Source organism: Clostridium sp. UBA4395 (genome assembly GCF_002390995.1).
Classification (GTDB): Bacteria; Bacillota; Clostridia; order Clostridiales; family Clostridiaceae; genus Clostridium_J; species Clostridium_J sulfidigenes.
The window spans coordinates 1-17,730 of record NZ_DGRF01000020.1 but is presented as its reverse complement, the minus strand read 5'-3'; the positions used below and the strand labels follow the sequence as shown (position 1 = coordinate 17,730).

19 protein-coding genes are annotated in these 17,730 nt (G+C 29.9%); 4 read left to right on the top strand and 15 right to left on the bottom strand.

Features of this window, described 5'->3' with window-relative positions; genetic code table 11:
* The first annotated feature begins 18 nt into the window (after positions 1-18).
* On the top strand, positions 19-978 hold the full coding sequence (locus tag B2694_RS02495; RefSeq protein WP_346884434.1) for an ABC transporter permease: 960 nt from the start codon (positions 19-21) through the stop codon (positions 976-978).
* Positions 971-1,816 carry an ABC transporter permease gene (locus B2694_RS02490; protein ID WP_346884433.1) on the top strand — a complete coding sequence of 282 codons (846 nt, stop codon included), beginning with the start codon at positions 971-973 and terminating at the stop codon, positions 1,814-1,816. Before B2694_RS02495 ends, B2694_RS02490 begins: the two co-directional genes overlap by 8 nt.
* A gap of 126 nt (positions 1,817-1,942) precedes the next feature.
* Here the strand turns inward: B2694_RS02490 and B2694_RS02485 are convergent, their stop codons facing one another.
* The 15 genes from B2694_RS02485 to B2694_RS02415 all read right to left on the bottom strand — a co-directional run bounded on the left by B2694_RS02485 (position 1,943) and on the right by B2694_RS02415 (position 16,435).
* Positions 1,943-2,821: a DegV family protein gene (locus B2694_RS02485; RefSeq protein WP_346884432.1), complete on the bottom strand. Its 879-nt coding sequence runs from the start codon at positions 2,819-2,821 to the stop codon at positions 1,943-1,945.
* A 150-nt stretch (positions 2,822-2,971) separates the two neighbouring features.
* Positions 2,972-3,535 carry a ferritin family protein gene (locus B2694_RS02480; RefSeq protein WP_035134948.1) on the bottom strand — a complete coding sequence of 188 codons (564 nt, stop codon included), beginning with the start codon at positions 3,533-3,535 and terminating at the stop codon, positions 2,972-2,974.
* Positions 3,536-3,712: 177 nt separating this feature from the next.
* Entirely contained in the window at positions 3,713-4,573 is an 861-nt protein-coding gene (gene speE, locus B2694_RS02475) for a polyamine aminopropyltransferase (protein WP_035134950.1), read from the bottom strand.
* A gap of 26 nt (positions 4,574-4,599) precedes the next feature.
* Positions 4,600-5,409 (bottom strand): adenosylmethionine decarboxylase, encoded by an 810-nt coding sequence (speD, locus tag B2694_RS02470; protein ID WP_035134951.1) that lies wholly within the window; start codon positions 5,407-5,409, stop codon positions 4,600-4,602.
* A gap of 188 nt (positions 5,410-5,597) precedes the next feature.
* Positions 5,598-5,738 carry an LDCC motif putative metal-binding protein gene (locus tag B2694_RS02465; RefSeq protein WP_156964382.1) on the bottom strand — a complete coding sequence of 47 codons (141 nt, stop codon included), beginning with the start codon at positions 5,736-5,738 and terminating at the stop codon, positions 5,598-5,600.
* Positions 5,739-5,870: 132 nt separating this feature from the next.
* Positions 5,871-6,086: a hypothetical protein gene (locus tag B2694_RS02460; RefSeq protein ID WP_346884431.1), complete on the bottom strand. Its 216-nt coding sequence runs from the start codon at positions 6,084-6,086 to the stop codon at positions 5,871-5,873.
* 249 nt (positions 6,087-6,335) lie between these two features.
* Entirely contained in the window at positions 6,336-8,357 is a 2,022-nt protein-coding gene (locus tag B2694_RS02455; protein WP_346884430.1) for a methyl-accepting chemotaxis protein, read from the bottom strand.
* 285 nt (positions 8,358-8,642) lie between these two features.
* Entirely contained in the window at positions 8,643-9,650 is a 1,008-nt protein-coding gene (gene hypE, locus B2694_RS02450) for a hydrogenase expression/formation protein HypE (RefSeq protein ID WP_346884429.1), read from the bottom strand.
* Positions 9,651-9,734: 84 nt separating this feature from the next.
* Positions 9,735-10,826, bottom strand: a complete 1,092-nt coding sequence (hypD, locus tag B2694_RS02445; protein ID WP_346884428.1) for a hydrogenase formation protein HypD — start codon at positions 10,824-10,826, stop codon at positions 9,735-9,737.
* Between the two features lies 1 nt (position 10,827).
* Positions 10,828-11,046, bottom strand: a complete 219-nt coding sequence (locus tag B2694_RS02440) for a HypC/HybG/HupF family hydrogenase formation chaperone (protein WP_346884427.1) — start codon at positions 11,044-11,046, stop codon at positions 10,828-10,830.
* A gap of 1 nt (position 11,047) precedes the next feature.
* Entirely contained in the window at positions 11,048-13,351 is a 2,304-nt protein-coding gene (hypF, locus tag B2694_RS02435) for a carbamoyltransferase HypF (RefSeq protein ID WP_346884426.1), read from the bottom strand.
* Position 13,352: 1 nt separating this feature from the next.
* A complete protein-coding gene (hypA, locus tag B2694_RS02430; RefSeq protein WP_346884425.1) occupies positions 13,353-13,694 on the bottom strand; it encodes a hydrogenase maturation nickel metallochaperone HypA in 342 nt (113 codons plus the stop codon).
* Positions 13,687-14,148 (bottom strand): hydrogenase maturation protease, encoded by a 462-nt coding sequence (locus B2694_RS02425; protein WP_346884424.1) that lies wholly within the window; start codon positions 14,146-14,148, stop codon positions 13,687-13,689. Before B2694_RS02425 ends, hypA begins: the two co-directional genes overlap by 8 nt.
* A complete protein-coding gene (locus B2694_RS02420) occupies positions 14,145-15,560 on the bottom strand; it encodes a nickel-dependent hydrogenase large subunit (protein ID WP_346884423.1) in 1,416 nt (471 codons plus the stop codon). Before B2694_RS02420 ends, B2694_RS02425 begins: the two co-directional genes overlap by 4 nt.
* 2 nt (positions 15,561-15,562) lie before the next feature.
* Entirely contained in the window at positions 15,563-16,435 is an 873-nt protein-coding gene (locus B2694_RS02415; RefSeq protein ID WP_035134968.1) for a hydrogenase small subunit, read from the bottom strand.
* Positions 16,436-16,637: 202 nt separating this feature from the next.
* Between B2694_RS02415 and B2694_RS02410 the strand changes: the two genes are divergently transcribed.
* Positions 16,638-17,183: a glutathione peroxidase gene (locus tag B2694_RS02410; RefSeq protein ID WP_346884422.1), complete on the top strand. Its 546-nt coding sequence runs from the start codon at positions 16,638-16,640 to the stop codon at positions 17,181-17,183.
* Positions 17,184-17,199: 16 nt separating this feature from the next.
* On the top strand, positions 17,200-17,628 hold the full coding sequence (locus B2694_RS02405; RefSeq protein WP_346884421.1) for a MarR family transcriptional regulator: 429 nt from the start codon (positions 17,200-17,202) through the stop codon (positions 17,626-17,628).
* The last annotated feature ends 102 nt before the right edge of the window (positions 17,629-17,730 follow it).

The following is a 17,730-nucleotide window of genomic DNA, read 5'->3' as shown; positions in this document are numbered from 1 at the left end:
CATAGAAAGGATAGTATTATGAAAAATAAAATTACAAAGAGAATTTTACAAGCTATTCCTATGCTTTTATTTATATCCTTTGTATCTTTTTTACTTATGAATCTGGCTCCAGGAGATCCAGCTCAAGGATATATAACCCCTAAAATGTCAAAGGAGCAAGCAGATTTAATAAGAGTAAGTCTTGGACTGGATAAACCTATGCTAACTAGATATTTCTTATGGCTAAAAAATGTATTAAGTGGTGATTTGGGTTACTCCTTAGTTTCTAGACAAGCTGTAACTAGTGAAATTTCTTCAAGATTTTTTGCTACCCTTGGACTTATGGGTTCTTCCCTACTTCTAGCTATTTTAATATCAATTCCCCTAGGATTATATACGGGCATGCATAGAAATAAATTCTTAGACAGATTTACAAATATATTAAACTATATTGCAATCTCTATACCTAGCTTTTGGTTTGCAATGATATTACTTTCAATATTTTCTTTAAAATTAAAGTGGCTTCCTAGTGTTGGTATGAGAACTATAGGTGTAACTTCAACATTAGATGTTATAAAACACGGTATATTACCTACTATAGTACTCAGTTTTTCTAATATAGCTGTTCTTACAAGATATGTACGTTCTTGTACTATAACAGAACTAAAACAAGATTATATTGTTACCGCAATTTCCAAAGGTGCAAGTAAGAATAGAATTCTATTTAAACATATCATGAAAAATGCTCTTCTTCCAATGATAACAATTCTTGGAATGAGCTTACCATCTTTAGTTTCTGGTGCATTTATCACTGAAACTATCTTTGGATGGCCTGGTATGGGGAGACTTGGCATTAACTCAATAAAAGCCTTAGATTATCCAGTTATAATGGCTATGACTTTAGTTACCTCAATAATGGTTGTTATAGGAAATCTACTTGCTGATATTAGTTATGTACTAGTAGATCCTAGAATACGTAGGGGGGATGAAAATGTTTAGTGTTAGATTTAAAGAAAACTTTATAAGAGAGCTTAAAAAAAATAAATTAGGAATATTTGCTTTAATATGCTTAACTTTAATAATTATTTTATCTGTTTTTGCATTTTTGACTCCTTATAATCCCGATACTATTGATATGAGCAATCAATTTATTTCTCCAAATTTAAAAAATATATTTGGAACAGATGAACTCGGAAGAGATTACTTTACTAGAGCTTTATATGGTGCACGAATCTCCTTAATAGTAGGTGTACTCTCCATGATGGTATCTATATTCATCGGCACCCTAGTTGGTGCTATAAGCGGACTATTAGGAGGCAAAGTTGATGCTATTATAATGAGAATAATAGACATGTTAATGAGTATACCTCTATTCTTTTTACTACTAATAGTAAATTCCTATTTAAGACCAAGTATAACCAATATAATAATCATTATAGGTATATTTGGATGGATGAGTATCGCTAGAATAGTCCGTTCAGAAACATTATCTATAAAAGAAAGGGATTATATTCTATGTTCTAAAGCCTTAGGTAGCAATAATATAAAAATAGTAAAAACACATGTAATACCTAATGCTATTTCTACAGTAATTGTTGCAGCTAGCATAAATATAGCCGATGCTATACTTATGGAATCTTCTTTGAGTTTTTTAGGTCTAGGAGTACAACAACCAATGGCTTCTCTCGGAAGCATGCTTCAAACTGCTCAAGCCAGAATTGGTGATAAGACTTATTTAGCAATTTTTCCAGGTCTTATGATACTATTAATTGTATTAAGCTTTAATGTTCTTGGTGATATCTTGAGAGTAGCATTAGATCCATCTCAAGGAGAATAAATTTAAAAGAATACTTAGACTCCCTAGATATATAAAAGAAGCCTAGGTTAAATTAAAATTACCACTAACCTAGGCTTCTTTTGCTATATTATAAATAAATATTCCATAATAATTCTTAATAAGTTCTTATTTCAAGTTTTTGTTTCCCATAAATGTTAGACCTATCATTCCTTGTCCAGTGTGAGTTCCAATTATAGGACCTATAGTACTAATAATAATATCTTTTACGAGTTCCTTTTCTCTAATAATATTAGCAAGATACTCAGCTCTTTCTAAGCTATCTGCATGACCTATGATAATAGTTTGTTCCTTCAGGTTTATACCATCTTCTAGCATCTTATCTAGTAATTTCTCCAAGGATTTTTTTTCTCCTCTTACTTTAGATACATTCACTAACTTTCCCTCATAGTCAACACTCAATACAGGCTTTATCTTTAAGGTTGTCCCAATAATTGCTTCCACTGAAGAAATCCTTCCACCTCGTTTTAAGTGATGTAAATCTTCAACTGTAAACCAGTGACAAGTATTATTTCTATGTTCTTCTATCCACTTCACCAATTCCTCAATGGCTAAGCCTTCTTCTTTTTTCATTGCAGCATTATATACTAGAAGCCCTTCCCCAACTGAAGCTGAAAGAGAGTCAACTGATATAATTTTTCTTTCAGGGTATTCCTCTTTAAGGTCTTGTATCACTAATTGAGAGTTATTATATGTTCCACTAAGCCCTGAAGAAAATGCTATATATAAAATATCCTTTCCTTCCTTCAACAACTTTTCAAAGCACTCTCTATAAGTAAAATAATTTATCTGTGTTGTAACAGAAGTATCACCATTTTTTAGTCTCTCATAAAACTCATGGCTTGTCATTTCTCTCTCATCAGGATAGTGTGTATAAGTTTTATTTTCCATATCAAAGGCCATAGGTATAATGCCTATATTTATTTTCTCTATAATATCAAGAGGTAAATCTACCGTTGAATCTGTAATAATAACATAATCTTTCATATATTCTCCTCCTTTATAATTCATTTTTTCCATACTATATGTGCCTAAAATACTATTTTAACATTTTTTAAGCCTAATGTATATGAATAGATTTCTCAATTTGTTCATATAGTAACTAATTTTCTTGTATTTAAGCTATATAAAGCTTATTTATATTAAATTATACTCATAGGTAAGCTCTATATGTTCCTTTTCCACTTCAATTAAAGCTTCGAAAACTCTTTTTACATTTTCATCGCATACTTCATTCTTATATCTTTCATAATAGTAAACAGCATGCTCTTCTCTTTCCTTTGCCAATTTCAAAAGTGCTTCGTCACTATCATACTTGTCATAGTTTATTTTAGTCAAAGCAGGTGTTTTAGTAAAACCTCCTAATCCCATATGAACCTTTGAATGAAAAATTTCTATTTTCGATAAAGCCTGAAAAGCCTTAGAAACTTCTTCACTCTTTGCTTTTTTAGCTGCTTCTTTATAAAACTCTCCATTAAATATTTCAAGCTTAACGGCATGGTCTAAAATTCTTAATGTGTTTATATCTAGCTTCTTACTATCTACTTCAATAACTTCATCATCACCACTTAAATAAATACTGCTTACTCCACAGAACGGACAGTATACTATGTTACTTATAGAATTTTTATTTATAAAAGCAAATGAATTAAAATCATAATTCTTCTCATTAATATTCATTCCACATATTTTACACTTCATATTAATTCCTCCTAAACTCAATATACATTTTACCATATATTCAAAATGTTTAAAAATAAAAAACCTTTAAAACATGTTAAATTAATTTTAATATGTCAAAGGTTTTTTATTAATATTTTTAATTTTATCTATATAGAAAAATATATCTTCAATTTCCTTTATTATGTATATTGAATATTATTCTTCATCACAAGCATGATCTAGCATATCTAAAACATAGTTAGGGAGAGCAAAAGATCCCACATGTAAGTCTGTATTATAATACTTAGTCTTTAACCCTAAAGAGTTCCATGCCTCAGCATTTAAATCTTTTACTGGATCATACTTTTTAGATGCGAATCCAAATAACCAATGCCCTGATGAGTAAGTTGGAATATGAACTTGATACACTTTCCCTATTGGGAAGGATTCTTTTATACGCTTATGAGCTCTCTTCATAGAACTAGCATACATTTCATAATAAGGACTTTCATGTTGATTTACTAAAATTCCTTCTTCATTTAATGCATCGTAACAATCTCTATAGAATTCTTTTGTAAATAAGCCCTCTCCAGGTCCTATTGGATCAGTAGAATCTACTATTATTAAATCATAGTAATTTTTCTTATTTTTTACAAATTTAATACCATCTTCAAAGTATAAGTTTACTCTTTCATCCTTTAGTTTACTTGATGTTATAGGAAAATACTCTAAACATACATCAACTACTTTTTTATCGATTTCAACCATGTCTATTTCTTTTATTGTATTGTATCTAGTTAACTCTCTGATTGTTCCACCATCTCCAGCTCCTATAACTAAAACTTTTTCAATCTTAGGATTTGTAGCCATAGGAACATGAACTATCATATCATGATAAATAAATTCATCCTTTTCTGTTATCATAACTATTCCATCTAAAGTGAAAAATCTTCCAAATTCCTTTGTTTCAAATACGTCTATCCTTTGAAAATCACTTTTTCCAGCATATATTTGCTTGTCAACCTTTATTGAAAACCTAACAGTCTCTGAGTGATTCTCAGTATACCATAACTCCATTTTTCATCCTCCCAGTTAATATAATATTATTCATTATAAACATTCTTACCACTAAATATTTCTATCATTTCTTTTCTAAGTGCATTACTTATATTAAGTCTTTCTCTTGGTAAAAATTCATGAGTATCTTTTTTAAATAGGTAGTTCTGTAAATCAATTTCCTTTATAAGCATTTTAGTATGAAATATATTTGTTTGATACATGTTTATATCCATAGCATCATACTTTTGCAAAGTCTTATCATCAATATAATCTTGAATTGATTTAATTGGTGTATCTATAAAACACTTTTTACCATTAATATCACGAGTGAATCCTCGAACACGGTAATCAATGGTAATTATATCAGAGTCAAAACTGCTAATTAGATAATCTAATGCATTTAGCGGAGAAATTTGTCCACAAGTAGATACGTCTATATCTACTCGAAAGGTTGCTATAGAATTATCTGGATGATATTCAGGATAAGTATGTACCGTTACATGACTCTTATCCAAATGTGCAACAACAGTCTCCTTAGTTTTTAAAATATATTTACCACTATTACATGATTCATCTATTACCCCATCCCCTAAAGGTTCCTCAGAAATTAATATGGTTACACTTGCACCTTGAGGATCATAGTCCTGCTTGGATATGTTTAACACATGAGCACCAATAATATCAGTAACATCGCATAATATTTTAGTTAATCTTTCTGAATTGTATTGCTCATCAATATAATCTACATACTCCTTTTGTTCTCTTTCACCCTTTGCATAGCAAATGTCATAGATGTTAAAACTTAGTGTCTTAGTAAGATTATTAAAGCCATATAATTTGATTTTATTCTCCATTCTTTTATATACACCTTTCCTTTAGATGAAATTCACTGAGTAAATTTTATTAGGAGTTGTTGAATTTGTCAATAAAAATTTAAAATATAATTATTATATTTTGTTATATGTGAAACCTTATCTATAATTTCAATGTATATACTATAAATATATCTTATAATTCTTATACTATATAAAACATTTATCTATTACTTATTTCTTATAGACTTCTTCTGATTTTGATTATTTAAATTACAGCAATCCATTTTTCTCTTCCCATATAGTTCCTCATTTTGTTTTGCAATCTTATCTAAAAAGCTATTAACCGATTTCTTTATTCTAGTAAACATACTATCCCTCCATAATAAATATTTATTAGATTATACCAATAACTTATGTGTTTTTAATGGAGTTTTTAATTAAAATATTTTTTATAAAGTTTATGCTCTATTTTAAATAATTTATTAAATATCACTCTAAAATTATACTACGTAACATTTTATTAAGTCATCACCATCTTTATTTTTATCAGTACTTAATATTTTTTCAAGACCTTCTATGACAAAATACTCATTATCCTGTTGTCTTACCCTAACTTGAGTATTATTTAATATCATAGGTTCTTTTGAACATTTATTAATTTGATCTATTGAAACATTTTTAAGTAACTGGCTTTTGGGAATTTCTCTTATATCCATAAATATCTCTCCTTTTAACATGCACAATATTGCACGAAACTAAATATATTTTGAGTTCTAACATATAGTATAAACAAATTAAAATATTTTATTTGATATTGACCTAGATCCTTAAATTTAATTATGCATTTACATAATACTAAGTTTCTATTACATATTATTGAGAAAAAAATTTATCCTTTTATTAAATAACTTTTGTATAAAATAAGAAGGAATACAGCTTATTCCATATTCCTTCTCTTATAATCTTTATTCAAATTTGAAAGTATTTATTACTTCTTTTAGTTTTTCAGACATATGTTGTAACTCATTAGCATGACCCGTAAGCTCCTCTGAAATTCCTGTTACCTCTTCTGTTGAAGCAGTAACCTCTTCTGAAGACGCCGCAGTCTCTTGTGATATAGATGATATATTTTCTATCTGAGTTACTACATTATCCTTCTTTTTGTTAATAACTACTATATATTCACTAATTTCAGTAACTTTACTTATTAAATCTTGCACTCCTGCCATTATATCGTTAAATACAGCCTTTGCTTCGTCTACTACACCATCTTGTTCCTCTACAATTTTTTCAGTATCCCTAATAGCCACAACAGCAATGTTAGTTTTAGTTTTTATATCATCTACTATCTTCTTAATTTCCATAGTAGAATCCTTTGATTGCTCTGCTAGCTTTCTAATCTCTTCTGCTACTACTGCAAACCCTCGACCAGCTTCACCAGCTCTAGCTGCTTCAATAGATGCATTAAGAGAAAGTAAGTTAGTTTGTTCTGTAATCTGAGAAATAGTATCTGATACGGAATTTATTTTTCCTGTACTTTCATCCATATCTATAACTAACTCTGAAACCTTATTAGTGGAAACCCTTGTATCATTAGACTTTTCTATCAATGTATCTACCATGGTCAATCCTCTGTTGCTTAGGTAATTAGCATTTTCATATACCGCACCCATAGCTTCTGTAGCTTCATTTAATAATTTTAAGTTCTCTGATAATTCAATCATAGCTGTGGCTCCGTCTTGAGCACTATTAGCTTGTTCAATGGCTCCACCAGACACATCTTCTATAGCTCTTGCTACTTCACTGATAGAAGCACTGGTTTCCTCGGCTATAGCAGATAAATTTGATGAAGTTTCTAAAACTATATTAGAAGACTTGTTAACACTTTTAATTAAGGATGATATGTTTTCTATCATTCCATTGAAATTTTCACCTAAGTCTTTAAATTCATCTCTTGACTTTATATTAACATTAACCCTTAAATCTCCATCTTTAACTTTGTTAAAAGCCGTCAATAATCTATTAATATTCTTTGATATAGAATTACTAAATATTAAAGATACTGCTATAGCTATTATAGCTATTACTCCTAATGTTAGTATAATTATATTTCGAATATTTTGTGTATCCTTTAATAGTTCTTTGTCATCCAAAGACGCTACTATTTTCCAGCCTGTTAATTGACTTGTAGTGTAAACTGCAAACTTCTTTTCCCCATTAAAATCATACCCAGTAAATCCTTCTTTGTTCGAGCTTATGTCACTCCAAACAGAAAGCTTAGCAGCTTCATCAGTACCTATGATTTCTTTATTAGGATGTGCTACCAAATTACCACTCGCGTCAGATACATACATGTACCCTTCATTTCCTACCTTAATCTCAGATAATCCATCAGAAAGATTTTTTAAACTTACATTAAGTCCTACAACTCCAACTACATTGCTATTTTTTTCTATAGTTTTAGTTACAGTTACTACATTTTCACCAGTGGTTGCACTTTTATATGGTGGAGTTATTACGATTTGTCCTTTATTTTCCATAGCTAGCTTATACCATGGTCTAGATTTATAATCGTAGTTAGCATCGGTGTTTGCTTCTGGATAAATATAAAACTTCCCCTTTTCTGTTCCTATAAAAGCAGTTAAAATATCTTCATCCGTATTTTTAACATCTGAAATTAATAGTTTAGCAAAGTTAAAATAGTCTTCTTTATCATCTGATTCTATAATATTTATATTATTAGACATTAGCTCTACAGATTTAGACATACCTTTAAAATAATTATCTATACCCCTATTTACCTCTAAAATTGTTTGTTTGCTTGTAGTTTCAAGCTTATCTCTTAAAATTGATTTTGATTCTGAGTATATAGTTATTCCCATTCCAGCAACTGGTACTAAACAAATTAGTAAAAGTATAACTATAAGTTTGACTCTAATGCTCTGTAATTTAAATTTCTTAAGCTTATTAAATTTCTTATGTTTCATATTTTTTCCTCCTAAGTGTATAATTTTTTAATTTATATATTTTTGTAATTTATATACTTATTATTAATAATGATTAAATTACTTAAAAATCTATAATATTTAATCTATAAAAATACTTCTTTAAACCTTTCTTTAAATTTAATTACAAAATATATTATAAAACTTACTATTATATTCTCGAGTACATCTTATATTTCTTTATAAATAATTCAATTAAATATTTATTGAAAATAGGTATTTAAAATAATAAAAAAGAAGCAAAATTTCTCTCACTTCTTAAATCAATCAACATATTCTTGGGATTAATTCTCCTTGTAGCATTCCCAAGACTTTAGTTCCTCCAATGTAAGTTTTTAAATATAATTTACCTTTGCCATCATCTAGTACCTTGCCAATAATAGCGCCTTCTCTTCCTAAAGGATTTGATTTAATTACATTTAAAACCCTATGAGCATCTTTATTACTTACAATACAAATCAACTTGCCTTCATTAGCCATATAAAGAGGATCAAATCCTAAAAGATCACAAAAACTCTTTACATCCTCTCTTATAGGTATATCCTTTTGCCATATTTCCATAGACTTTCCACTAGTGCTCACTAACTCCTTTAAAGTGTTAGCTAACCCTCCTCTAGTTGGATCTCGCATTACTCTAATTTCATTGCTAATATCCATTATAGCTTTTGTTACTTCATTAAGAGCAGCACAATCACTCTTTAAACCTGACTCTATATCTAAATTTTCTCTTTCATTTATAATAGATGTGCCATGATCTCCAATAGTACCACTTATAATTATTGCATCTCCTTCTTTTATCTCCTTTATGTTTAACTGATAATTATTTTTTTCTATATATCCTATTCCTGTTGTATTAATATAAATTTTATGACCTTTTCCTCTTTGTACAACCTTAGTATCTCCTGTTACTATTTTAACTCCTATTTTATTAGCAGTATCAGCCATAGATTTTACTATTTTCTCTAAATCTTTAATTTCTAATCCTTCTTCAAGAATAAAACCAGCAGATATATATATGGGAGTTGCACCACTTACGCACAAATCATTCACAGTACCACAAATACTCAGTTTCCCTATATCTCCACCCTTAAAAAACAGAGGATCTACCACAAAACTATCTGTAGTTACTGCTATTTTCCCCTTAATCATATCTAATATAGCTGAATCCCCTTGTTCCTTTAATATATCATTATTAAAATACCTTAGAAATACATTCTTTATTAATTTATACGTTTCCTCTCCTCCACTCCCATGGGCTAATGTTATAACTTCCATAGCTCCTCCTAATATTAAACTTCAAAATAATTTAAATATGCATATAATTAAACTTGTTACCTTATTCTATGTTAAACTTATAATCTACAATTCTTTTGTACTGTATACAATGCCACAACTTCCTTCTTTAGATACCATGCATGGACCAATTGGAGTCCTTGGTGTACACATCTTTCCAAAAGCATTACAATCCATAGGACTTTTTATTCCCCTTAATATATCTCCACAAATACACTGATTATTTTTATTTACAATTTTACTTTTTAAAGAAAATTTATTTCTAGCATCAAAGTAACTATATTCCTCTCTTAGTTTATATCCTGTACCGTCTATTTCTCCAAAACCCCTCCAAAAACTAGATGAAGTTTCAAAGACCTGATTTAATATCTCTTGTGCTTTTCTATTTCCTTCTGGATAAACAAAACCTTTATATAAATTTTCACATCCGTAATTACCTCTGTCTTTTTTATATATGATATAAAGTATCCCAGCTAATATATCTATAGCCTTGAAGCCGCATATAGCCATAGGAGTTTTATACTCATTAGATAATCTCTCAAAGGGTCTGCAACCAATTATTGTTGCTACATGTCCTGGACATATAAATCCATGAATTTTAACTTCTTCATCTAAAATTAGGGTAGACATAACCTTAGGCATAGTCTTTAGAGAATTTAAAATAAAAAAGTTATTTACATTTTTCTCTAGTGCTTCTTTTATTGTAAGAGCTATTAGAGGTGCTGTAGTTTCAAAGCCTATAGCAAAAAAAACTATAATCTTATCTTTATTATTTATTGCTATCTTCAAAGCATCTAATGGGGAATATACAACTTCTACCTTTCTTCCTTTAGCCATCTGTTCTCTTAATGAGCTACAACTCCCTGGAACTTTAATCATGTCGCCAAAGGTAGTTATTATTACATCTTTTTTCTCACTTAACTCTATGGCATGATCTATATAGCTCTCATCTGTTACACAAACGGGACATCCTGGTCCTGATAACAACCTAATATTAGGTGGTAACAGCTTATCAATACCCGAATTATAAATACTTCGTGTATGTGTACCACAAACCTCCATTATATTTATGTTTTCCTTACACCTTTCCTTTATGTTTTTTAATAGTTTAATTGCCAAATTAATTTCCCTTGAATTTCCTTCATCTCTATAAAACATACTAAAAGTCTCCCATTAACTCCTTAAATATTATTAAAGTCTCCATAGCATCTTTTTCTTCTATTTTTTCAATGGCACAACCAACATGAACCAAAACATATTCTCCAACAACTAAATTTTCTATTAGACTAGTATTAATTTTTTTTCTTAAACTCCCAAATTCAACTATGGAATTACCTTCACATATTTCTAATACCTTTCCTGGAATGGCTACACACATATTAATTCTCCTTACATAACTCATTTCCAATAACTATCTGACCTATAGACAATCCCCCATCATTGCAAGGTATTAATCTATGGGTTATAACTTGAAATCCACTTTCCTTCAACGACGTCTCAATTCCTTCTAATAAAATAGAGTTTTGAAATACACCTCCACTTAAAGCTACCTTATTTATGCTATATTCTTCTCTTAACTTAATACAAATTTTATTTGAAAAGTCTATTATAGTATTATGAAATTTTAGAGCTATACACCCTTTATCAATGTTATTATTTAAATCCTTTATAATGCCTCTAATTATATTATTTATATTTATAATATAAGGCAGGCTACCACTAATTTCCCACTGATATCTATTCTCACACCTTTTTATATAATCATAATTATTAGTACCCTTTAAAGAATCAATGAAATCTTCTGCCAATGACTCAACATACATAGCAGCCTCTCCTTCATAGGATACTTCTTTGTTAAAATCTAAAAGACTGGCAATTCCATCAAATAGTCTTCCCATACTAGAAGTTAGTGGACAATTAAAATTCTTTCTTAGCATATTAATAATTATCCTTGATTCCATACCGTAAAAATATTTACAAGCAGCTTCTTCAATCTCCTCTTCCTTTAAAACTCCAAACAAAAGAGATAGTCCAATTCTCCATGGAAATTTTACTGCTCTATCCCTTCCAGGCAAAGGAATATATTTTAAGTGTGCTCCCCTAATAAAGTTCTTTTTATCACATATTAAAAACTCTCCTCCCCAAAGGTTTCCATCTTCTCCATATCCCACTCCATCAAAGGCTATCCCTATAACTTTATCCTTTTCTTTATTTTCTATCATGCAGCTCACTATGTGACTATGATGATGATAAACACCTAAAGTTTTCACCTTGTTTTTATCTAAATAATTCTTACTCCAATAATTAGGATGCATATCATGAATAATTGTACTCGGTTCAACTTTAAAAATATTCTTCATGTGCTTTAACACTCTATTAAATCTTAAATACTTCTCTTCTCCCTCCATGTCTCCAATATAAGGACTTGTAAAAATACAATCTCCACTTCCAAGGGAAAATGAATTTTTAAATTGAGATCCTAAGGCTAGGATATTTTCTTTGAATATATACTTATTATAGTAAGGAGCATAACCTCTACCAGCCCTTATAACCCTACCGTAACCACCAATTACTTGAACTACAGAATCATCGACGGGCATATTAATTTCTCTATTATGAATAAAAAAATAATCTACTATTTCACTAAGGTTGTCTATAGCCTCTATATCCTCATATATTATTGGCATAGTACTTAAATTTCCGCTAGTAAAAACTAAAGTATCTATGTTGTTATCAAATATTAAATAATGAAGGGGAGAATAGGGTAATACTACTCCTAGTCTTTTATTATTAAAAGAAATATTAGTTGGTAGTTTATTGTTCTTTTTCTTTAAAAGCAATATAGGTTTCTTATTTCCTGTTAAAATTTCTTTTTCTTCATTATTTACATAACAATATTTTTCTACTACATTTATATCTTTCATCATAAGGGCTAATGCCTTATCTGGTCTATGTTTTCTAAGCCTTAGTTTTTCTATAGCTAATTCATTATTTCCATCACAAACAAGATTAAAACCACCTATTCCCTTAATTCCAATTATTTTACCTTCCCTTAAATACTTTCTCACACTTTCAAATTCATCCTTAGATTTTATAGGGTTCCCCTTATTATCTAAGAGGATTACTCTTGGACCACAGGAAGAACAACAGGTAGGCTCTGCATGAAATCTTCTATCATTAGGATTTTCATATTCTTCCTTACATTTGTCACACATAATAAAATTATCCATAGAAGTATATTTTCTATCATAGGGAGTATCTTTTATTATGGAAAATCGTGGACCACAATTTGTACAATTTATAAAAGGATATAAATATCTTCTTGGATTATTACTATCCCTTAGCTCTTTTTCACACTCCTTACATGTAGCTATATCTGGAGAAATTAAAGTCCTCCCCTTCTCCTCGGTACTTTCTACTATAAGAAACTCATTATAATCCTTTAGGCTTTCTTTATTCTCAACTACTACTTCTTCAATACTACTTAACTCAGGTGCCCTTTCCTTAAGGTTAGTTAAAAAATTCTCTATACCTACTTCAGCTCCTTGAATTTCCATAACCACTCCCTTACTTGTATTATTAACCCAACCTGATAGTTGATTTTCTAAAGCTATCCTATATACAAAAGGTCTAAATCCTACGCCTTGAACTGTCCCTTTAACTATAATTCCTTTTCTAATCACTTTATTCTCCTTCTATTCTGTAGAGCAAAATTTCATAACCTGAAGTTATTTCACTACTTACCTGATTACAAATAGGACACTTTCTATTTGTAATCTTTAAAGGAAATTCCTTATGACAATTATTACAATATGCCTTACTTAATAACTTTTCTATAATAAGTTTTGCACCCTCACAACAACTCCCTGAACTCATTTCTTTAAAAATAAAATCAATGGAAGAATTATCTATACAAGAAAATTCTCCTATTTGTAAAATTACCTTTGCTACCTTAGTTATATTATTTTTAATACACTGTTCCTCTACCATATCTATAACGTAACTAATTATTGAAATTTCATGCATTTATATCACCAATTATCCTTTTAATTTCCCTAAATACTTTTTTAGTAATTTCAGAAAAATTATCCTTTAAAGTTTTAGATAACTCTAAGGAATAATTCACTTTTTCCACTTCAATACCAACTAAATATCCAGGAATTTCTCTATATTCTTCTCTTAAAACCCTCAAAAGATTTTCACTATGCATATCTCTGCAAGGGCTAATAAATTTATCACATTCCTTTAAATTTAAGACTGAAACCCTACCAGGCTCAATTCCAAAGTAGGTACTGTCTACCAGAATAACAGTATCTTCCTTATTAATTTCATTTAAACAATATATATAATCAATTCCAACTATTAATACCTTAACTTCTTTGCTATAGCTTTCCAGCTTGGCCCCTATGAACTCCATTACCTTTACTCCTATACCATCATCACCCAAAATAATATTTCCTATGGCAAAAATCTTTATCATAGTATATTTATTGTTATAGGCTCATATTTATCACTGGTTACATGTGCGGCACAGTTTAAACATGGATCAAAGCTTCTTACTATACGTCCTATTTCCACTGGATGGACCATATCTTTTATTTCCGTTCCTATCAAAGCTTCTTCCACCGGCCCTTTTATTCCCCTATTGTCAGTAGGTGATAAATTCCAAGATGAAGGTGGTATTAAAGTATAGTGGTGTACTAACTTATTTTTAATAGACAACCAATGTCCTAGGGATCCTCTCTCTGCTTCTATTAATCCAACGCCTCTTGATTCCTCAGGTATTACCCATTGCTCTTGATAAGCCTTTTTTAGCTTTAATAAATCTATTAATCCCTCTATAGCTTCACAAAGTCTCTTAGCCTCTATTGATTTAGCAATTATTCTATCCATAGTAGATACTCTTCCACTATAGTCACCACTTAAAGTCATTCTAGCTAGTGCTCCAACCTCCATAGGATTCCCCTTATATCTAGGTGCATTAACCCAACTATATGCTTCTGGTTTATAAGGATTATAGGTGATTTTATTGTCTTCTCCTGGTATTAAAGTTTGCAAATCTGATTCTACCCAAGTTTTAGAAATATCTTCTGCTATATTGTTAGACTGAAATTCTTCTCTAATTCCATTTATCATTACTCCAGTTGATACCATTTTAATTGGATATAAATAATTATCATATAATCCATAACTCATAAAATTCTTATATCCACCACCAATTTTAAAATAATCCTCATAAGTGGCTGCTATAGTATATACATCCGGTATAAGCTTATCTACAATAAAACTTTTTATTACTTTTATACTATATTTAATGTTTTCTATTTGAGGTATATCAATATTGGTAGTTGTTCCACCTACAAAAATTCCATGACAATGAGGAACTTTTCCAGCTAATTCAGCTACAGCTCTATGGGCTTCTCTACTATACCTTACTGCGCCTAAGTAATCTTCATTTATTCTTTTTGTATCCTCTCTAGATAACCTGTAATCAGCATCTTTAGCACTTTCTGTTTTATACAACGGATTTATATGAACTATATCTACATAATCTGGAAATACGAAAAAATATATGTGCCTTAAATAATTCTGCAAAAATTCAAATCCGTTAGCAATATCTCTGACTACTTTTCCATTAAAATCAGGTGTAACTTTCATTGCATCTTCTAAACATAGAGTAGCAGCTACAGCATGATGAGTAGAACAAATTCCACATACCCTTGGAGCCAGTCTTATAATATCTAAGGGATATCTACCTGTAAACATCTCCTCAAATCCTCTAAACTGACTTCCACTACTTTTTGCATCTATAATCTTATTATTAACTACATTCACTTCTATATTTAAAAGTCCACTTACTCTAGTCAATGGATCAATTACTATCTTAGTCATAATTAAGCTCCTCCATATTTTACAAAAGGCTCTGTTCCATCTGGAAATTTAGGTCCTGCACAGCCTATACAATTAGTATTATCCCCTATAGGCCAATTATCAGTGCCGTTCCATCGACTTACAGGACAATATGCATAGGTTATTGGACCTCTGCAACCTAAAGAAAATAAACATTCTGGGTCTCCAAACTTCTTAGCAAATATCCCATTATCAAAAAACCTTCTTCTTGGACAATTGTCATGAATTGTCTCTCCATAATAAGCCTTTGGTCTTCCATCACTATCAACTTCTGGCATACCATAGGATGTAATGTAACCCAAAGTTCCCATAGTCCAAACAGGATTTGCAGGACAACCTGGTATTCTAATGATGTCATCTCTTTTTAAAAACTCTGATATGCTAACTCCATTAGATATATTAGGTCTTGCTGCAGTAGGTCCTCCATAACAAGCACATGTTCCCACTGAAATAATATATTTAGCGTTTTTAGCTATGGTTTCTACCGCCTCCATTGCTGTTATTTTTCTTCCATTATAGGTAGCAACAGTAGTAAATAGACCATTATCTCTTAATGGTACTGCCCCACAAACTAAAAATATATATTCAGTATCCAAAATTTCAAATATTCTCTCATAGCTTTCCTGTCCCTCATCTCCATTTATACTACCAAAGAAAATCATATTGACAAATTCCTTTAGCATATATAAAACATCTGGTTCATCTCCATTTAACAGAGAAATTACTTCTCCAAAGCACCCTGATATCTCTAGCCATATAGCATTGATTCTCCCTTTTTTCCCTTGTTGTACTTCTTCAATAGCTCTTTTTGCATAGGAGATAGCCAATTCTTCTTTATTTCTTAGAAAATTACACATAATTATTCCTCTTTTAAATTACTACTATAATAATAGTTTTTTAGTATAAATTTTATGCAATAGTTACTAAATTAATTTTATTTTCATATTGACATACTTAAGATTCTACTGTAATATTAACTTAAAGATATCTATTGCGTACAATTTAATTGTTAGCTATTTTGTATTACACTATATACCCATCATGAAAGGAGAAATATATATGAATATTTATGATTTTAAAGTTAAAACTATAGACGGAGAAGAAACTACTTTAGAAAAATACAAAGGTAAGGTTCTAGTGGTTGTAAACACAGCTAGTAAATGTGGATTTACACCTCAATATTCTGATTTAGAAAATATCTATAAAAAATATAAGGATATGGGGCTAGAAATTTTAGGCTTCCCATGTAATCAATTTGCTGAACAAGAACCTGGTAATAGCAATGATGTAAAAGCATTTTGTCAGTTAAACTATGGTGTTACTTTCCCATTATTTGAAAAGGTAGATGTTAAGGGACAAACAGCTCATCCCCTATTTAAATTTTTAAGTAATTCTATGCCTTTTAAGGGTTTTGATTTAAATACCCCTAGCGGAAGACTACTAGATAACATCTTGAAAGAAAAATACCCTGAGTATATTATTGGTAATAGTATTAAGTGGAACTTCACTAAATTCTTAATAGATAGAGATGGAAATATAGTAAATAGATTTGAATCTCCTGTAGATCCTATGGATATGATTCCAGAGATAGAAAAAATTTTATAGGACTGAGGTTTCTAATATGAGTTATGAACACTTAGATATTGATAATCAACTATGCTTTGCTTTATATGCTTCTTCAAAAGCTGTAATAAAAAGCTATAAACCACTATTAGATGAGCTTGGCATTACTTACACTCAATATATTACTCTTTTAGTCCTTTGGAAAGAGGATAATATAACTGTAAAAGAGTTAGGCAAGAAACTTTTTTTGGATTCTGGAACCCTTACACCTCTATTAAAAAGACTTGAGTCCATGGGTATAATACAAAGAATAAGAGCTTCTCAAGATGAAAGAAATGTATATGTGAAGCTAACAAATAAAGGTATTTCAATGAAGGATAAAGCTTCAAAAATACCTGAAAAAATGTTCTGTAGTACTGGTCTTTCTTTAGATGAAGTATCAGACTTAAGAGAAAAACTTAAATTTTTATTAAATAATCTACAATAGAAAAAACAAGGGGGCGTCGCAAAATAACTAATTAAGTTATGGAGCGATGCTCCTTTTTCTATTGCAAATAAAAATAACCCAAGGTTTTGTTGAGTTTTAGCA

Coding starts and splice junctions, on each gene's coding strand:
- B2694_RS02495 (WP_346884434.1), top strand. CDS start 19: ATGAAAAATAAAATTACAAAGAGAATTTTACAAGCTATTCCTATGCTT.
- B2694_RS02490 (WP_346884433.1), top strand. CDS start 971: ATGTTTAGTGTTAGATTTAAAGAAAACTTTATAAGAGAGCTTAAAAAA.
- B2694_RS02485 (WP_346884432.1), bottom strand. CDS start 2,821: ATGAAAGATTATGTTATTATTACAGATTCAACGGTAGATTTACCTCTT.
- B2694_RS02480 (WP_035134948.1), bottom strand. CDS start 3,535: ATGAAGTGTAAAATATGTGGAATGAATATTAATGAGAAGAATTATGAT.
- speE (WP_035134950.1), bottom strand. CDS start 4,573: ATGGAGTTATGGTATACTGAGAATCACTCAGAGACTGTTAGGTTTTCA.
- speD (WP_035134951.1), bottom strand. CDS start 5,409: ATGGAGAATAAAATCAAATTATATGGCTTTAATAATCTTACTAAGACA.
- B2694_RS02465 (WP_156964382.1), bottom strand. CDS start 5,738: ATGTTTACTAGAATAAAGAAATCGGTTAATAGCTTTTTAGATAAGATT.
- B2694_RS02460 (WP_346884431.1), bottom strand. CDS start 6,086: ATGGATATAAGAGAAATTCCCAAAAGCCAGTTACTTAAAAATGTTTCA.
- B2694_RS02455 (WP_346884430.1), bottom strand. CDS start 8,357: ATGAAACATAAGAAATTTAATAAGCTTAAGAAATTTAAATTACAGAGC.
- hypE (WP_346884429.1), bottom strand. CDS start 9,650: ATGGAAGTTATAACATTAGCCCATGGGAGTGGAGGAGAGGAAACGTAT.
- hypD (WP_346884428.1), bottom strand. CDS start 10,826: ATGTTTTATAGAGATGAAGGAAATTCAAGGGAAATTAATTTGGCAATT.
- B2694_RS02440 (WP_346884427.1), bottom strand. CDS start 11,046: ATGTGTGTAGCCATTCCAGGAAAGGTATTAGAAATATGTGAAGGTAAT.
- hypA (WP_346884425.1), bottom strand. CDS start 13,694: ATGCATGAAATTTCAATAATTAGTTACGTTATAGATATGGTAGAGGAA.
- B2694_RS02425 (WP_346884424.1), bottom strand. CDS start 14,148: ATGATAAAGATTTTTGCCATAGGAAATATTATTTTGGGTGATGATGGT.
- B2694_RS02420 (WP_346884423.1), bottom strand. CDS start 15,560: ATGACTAAGATAGTAATTGATCCATTGACTAGAGTAAGTGGACTTTTA.
- B2694_RS02415 (WP_035134968.1), bottom strand. CDS start 16,435: ATGTGTAATTTTCTAAGAAATAAAGAAGAATTGGCTATCTCCTATGCA.
- B2694_RS02410 (WP_346884422.1), top strand. CDS start 16,638: ATGAATATTTATGATTTTAAAGTTAAAACTATAGACGGAGAAGAAACT.
- B2694_RS02405 (WP_346884421.1), top strand. CDS start 17,200: ATGAGTTATGAACACTTAGATATTGATAATCAACTATGCTTTGCTTTA.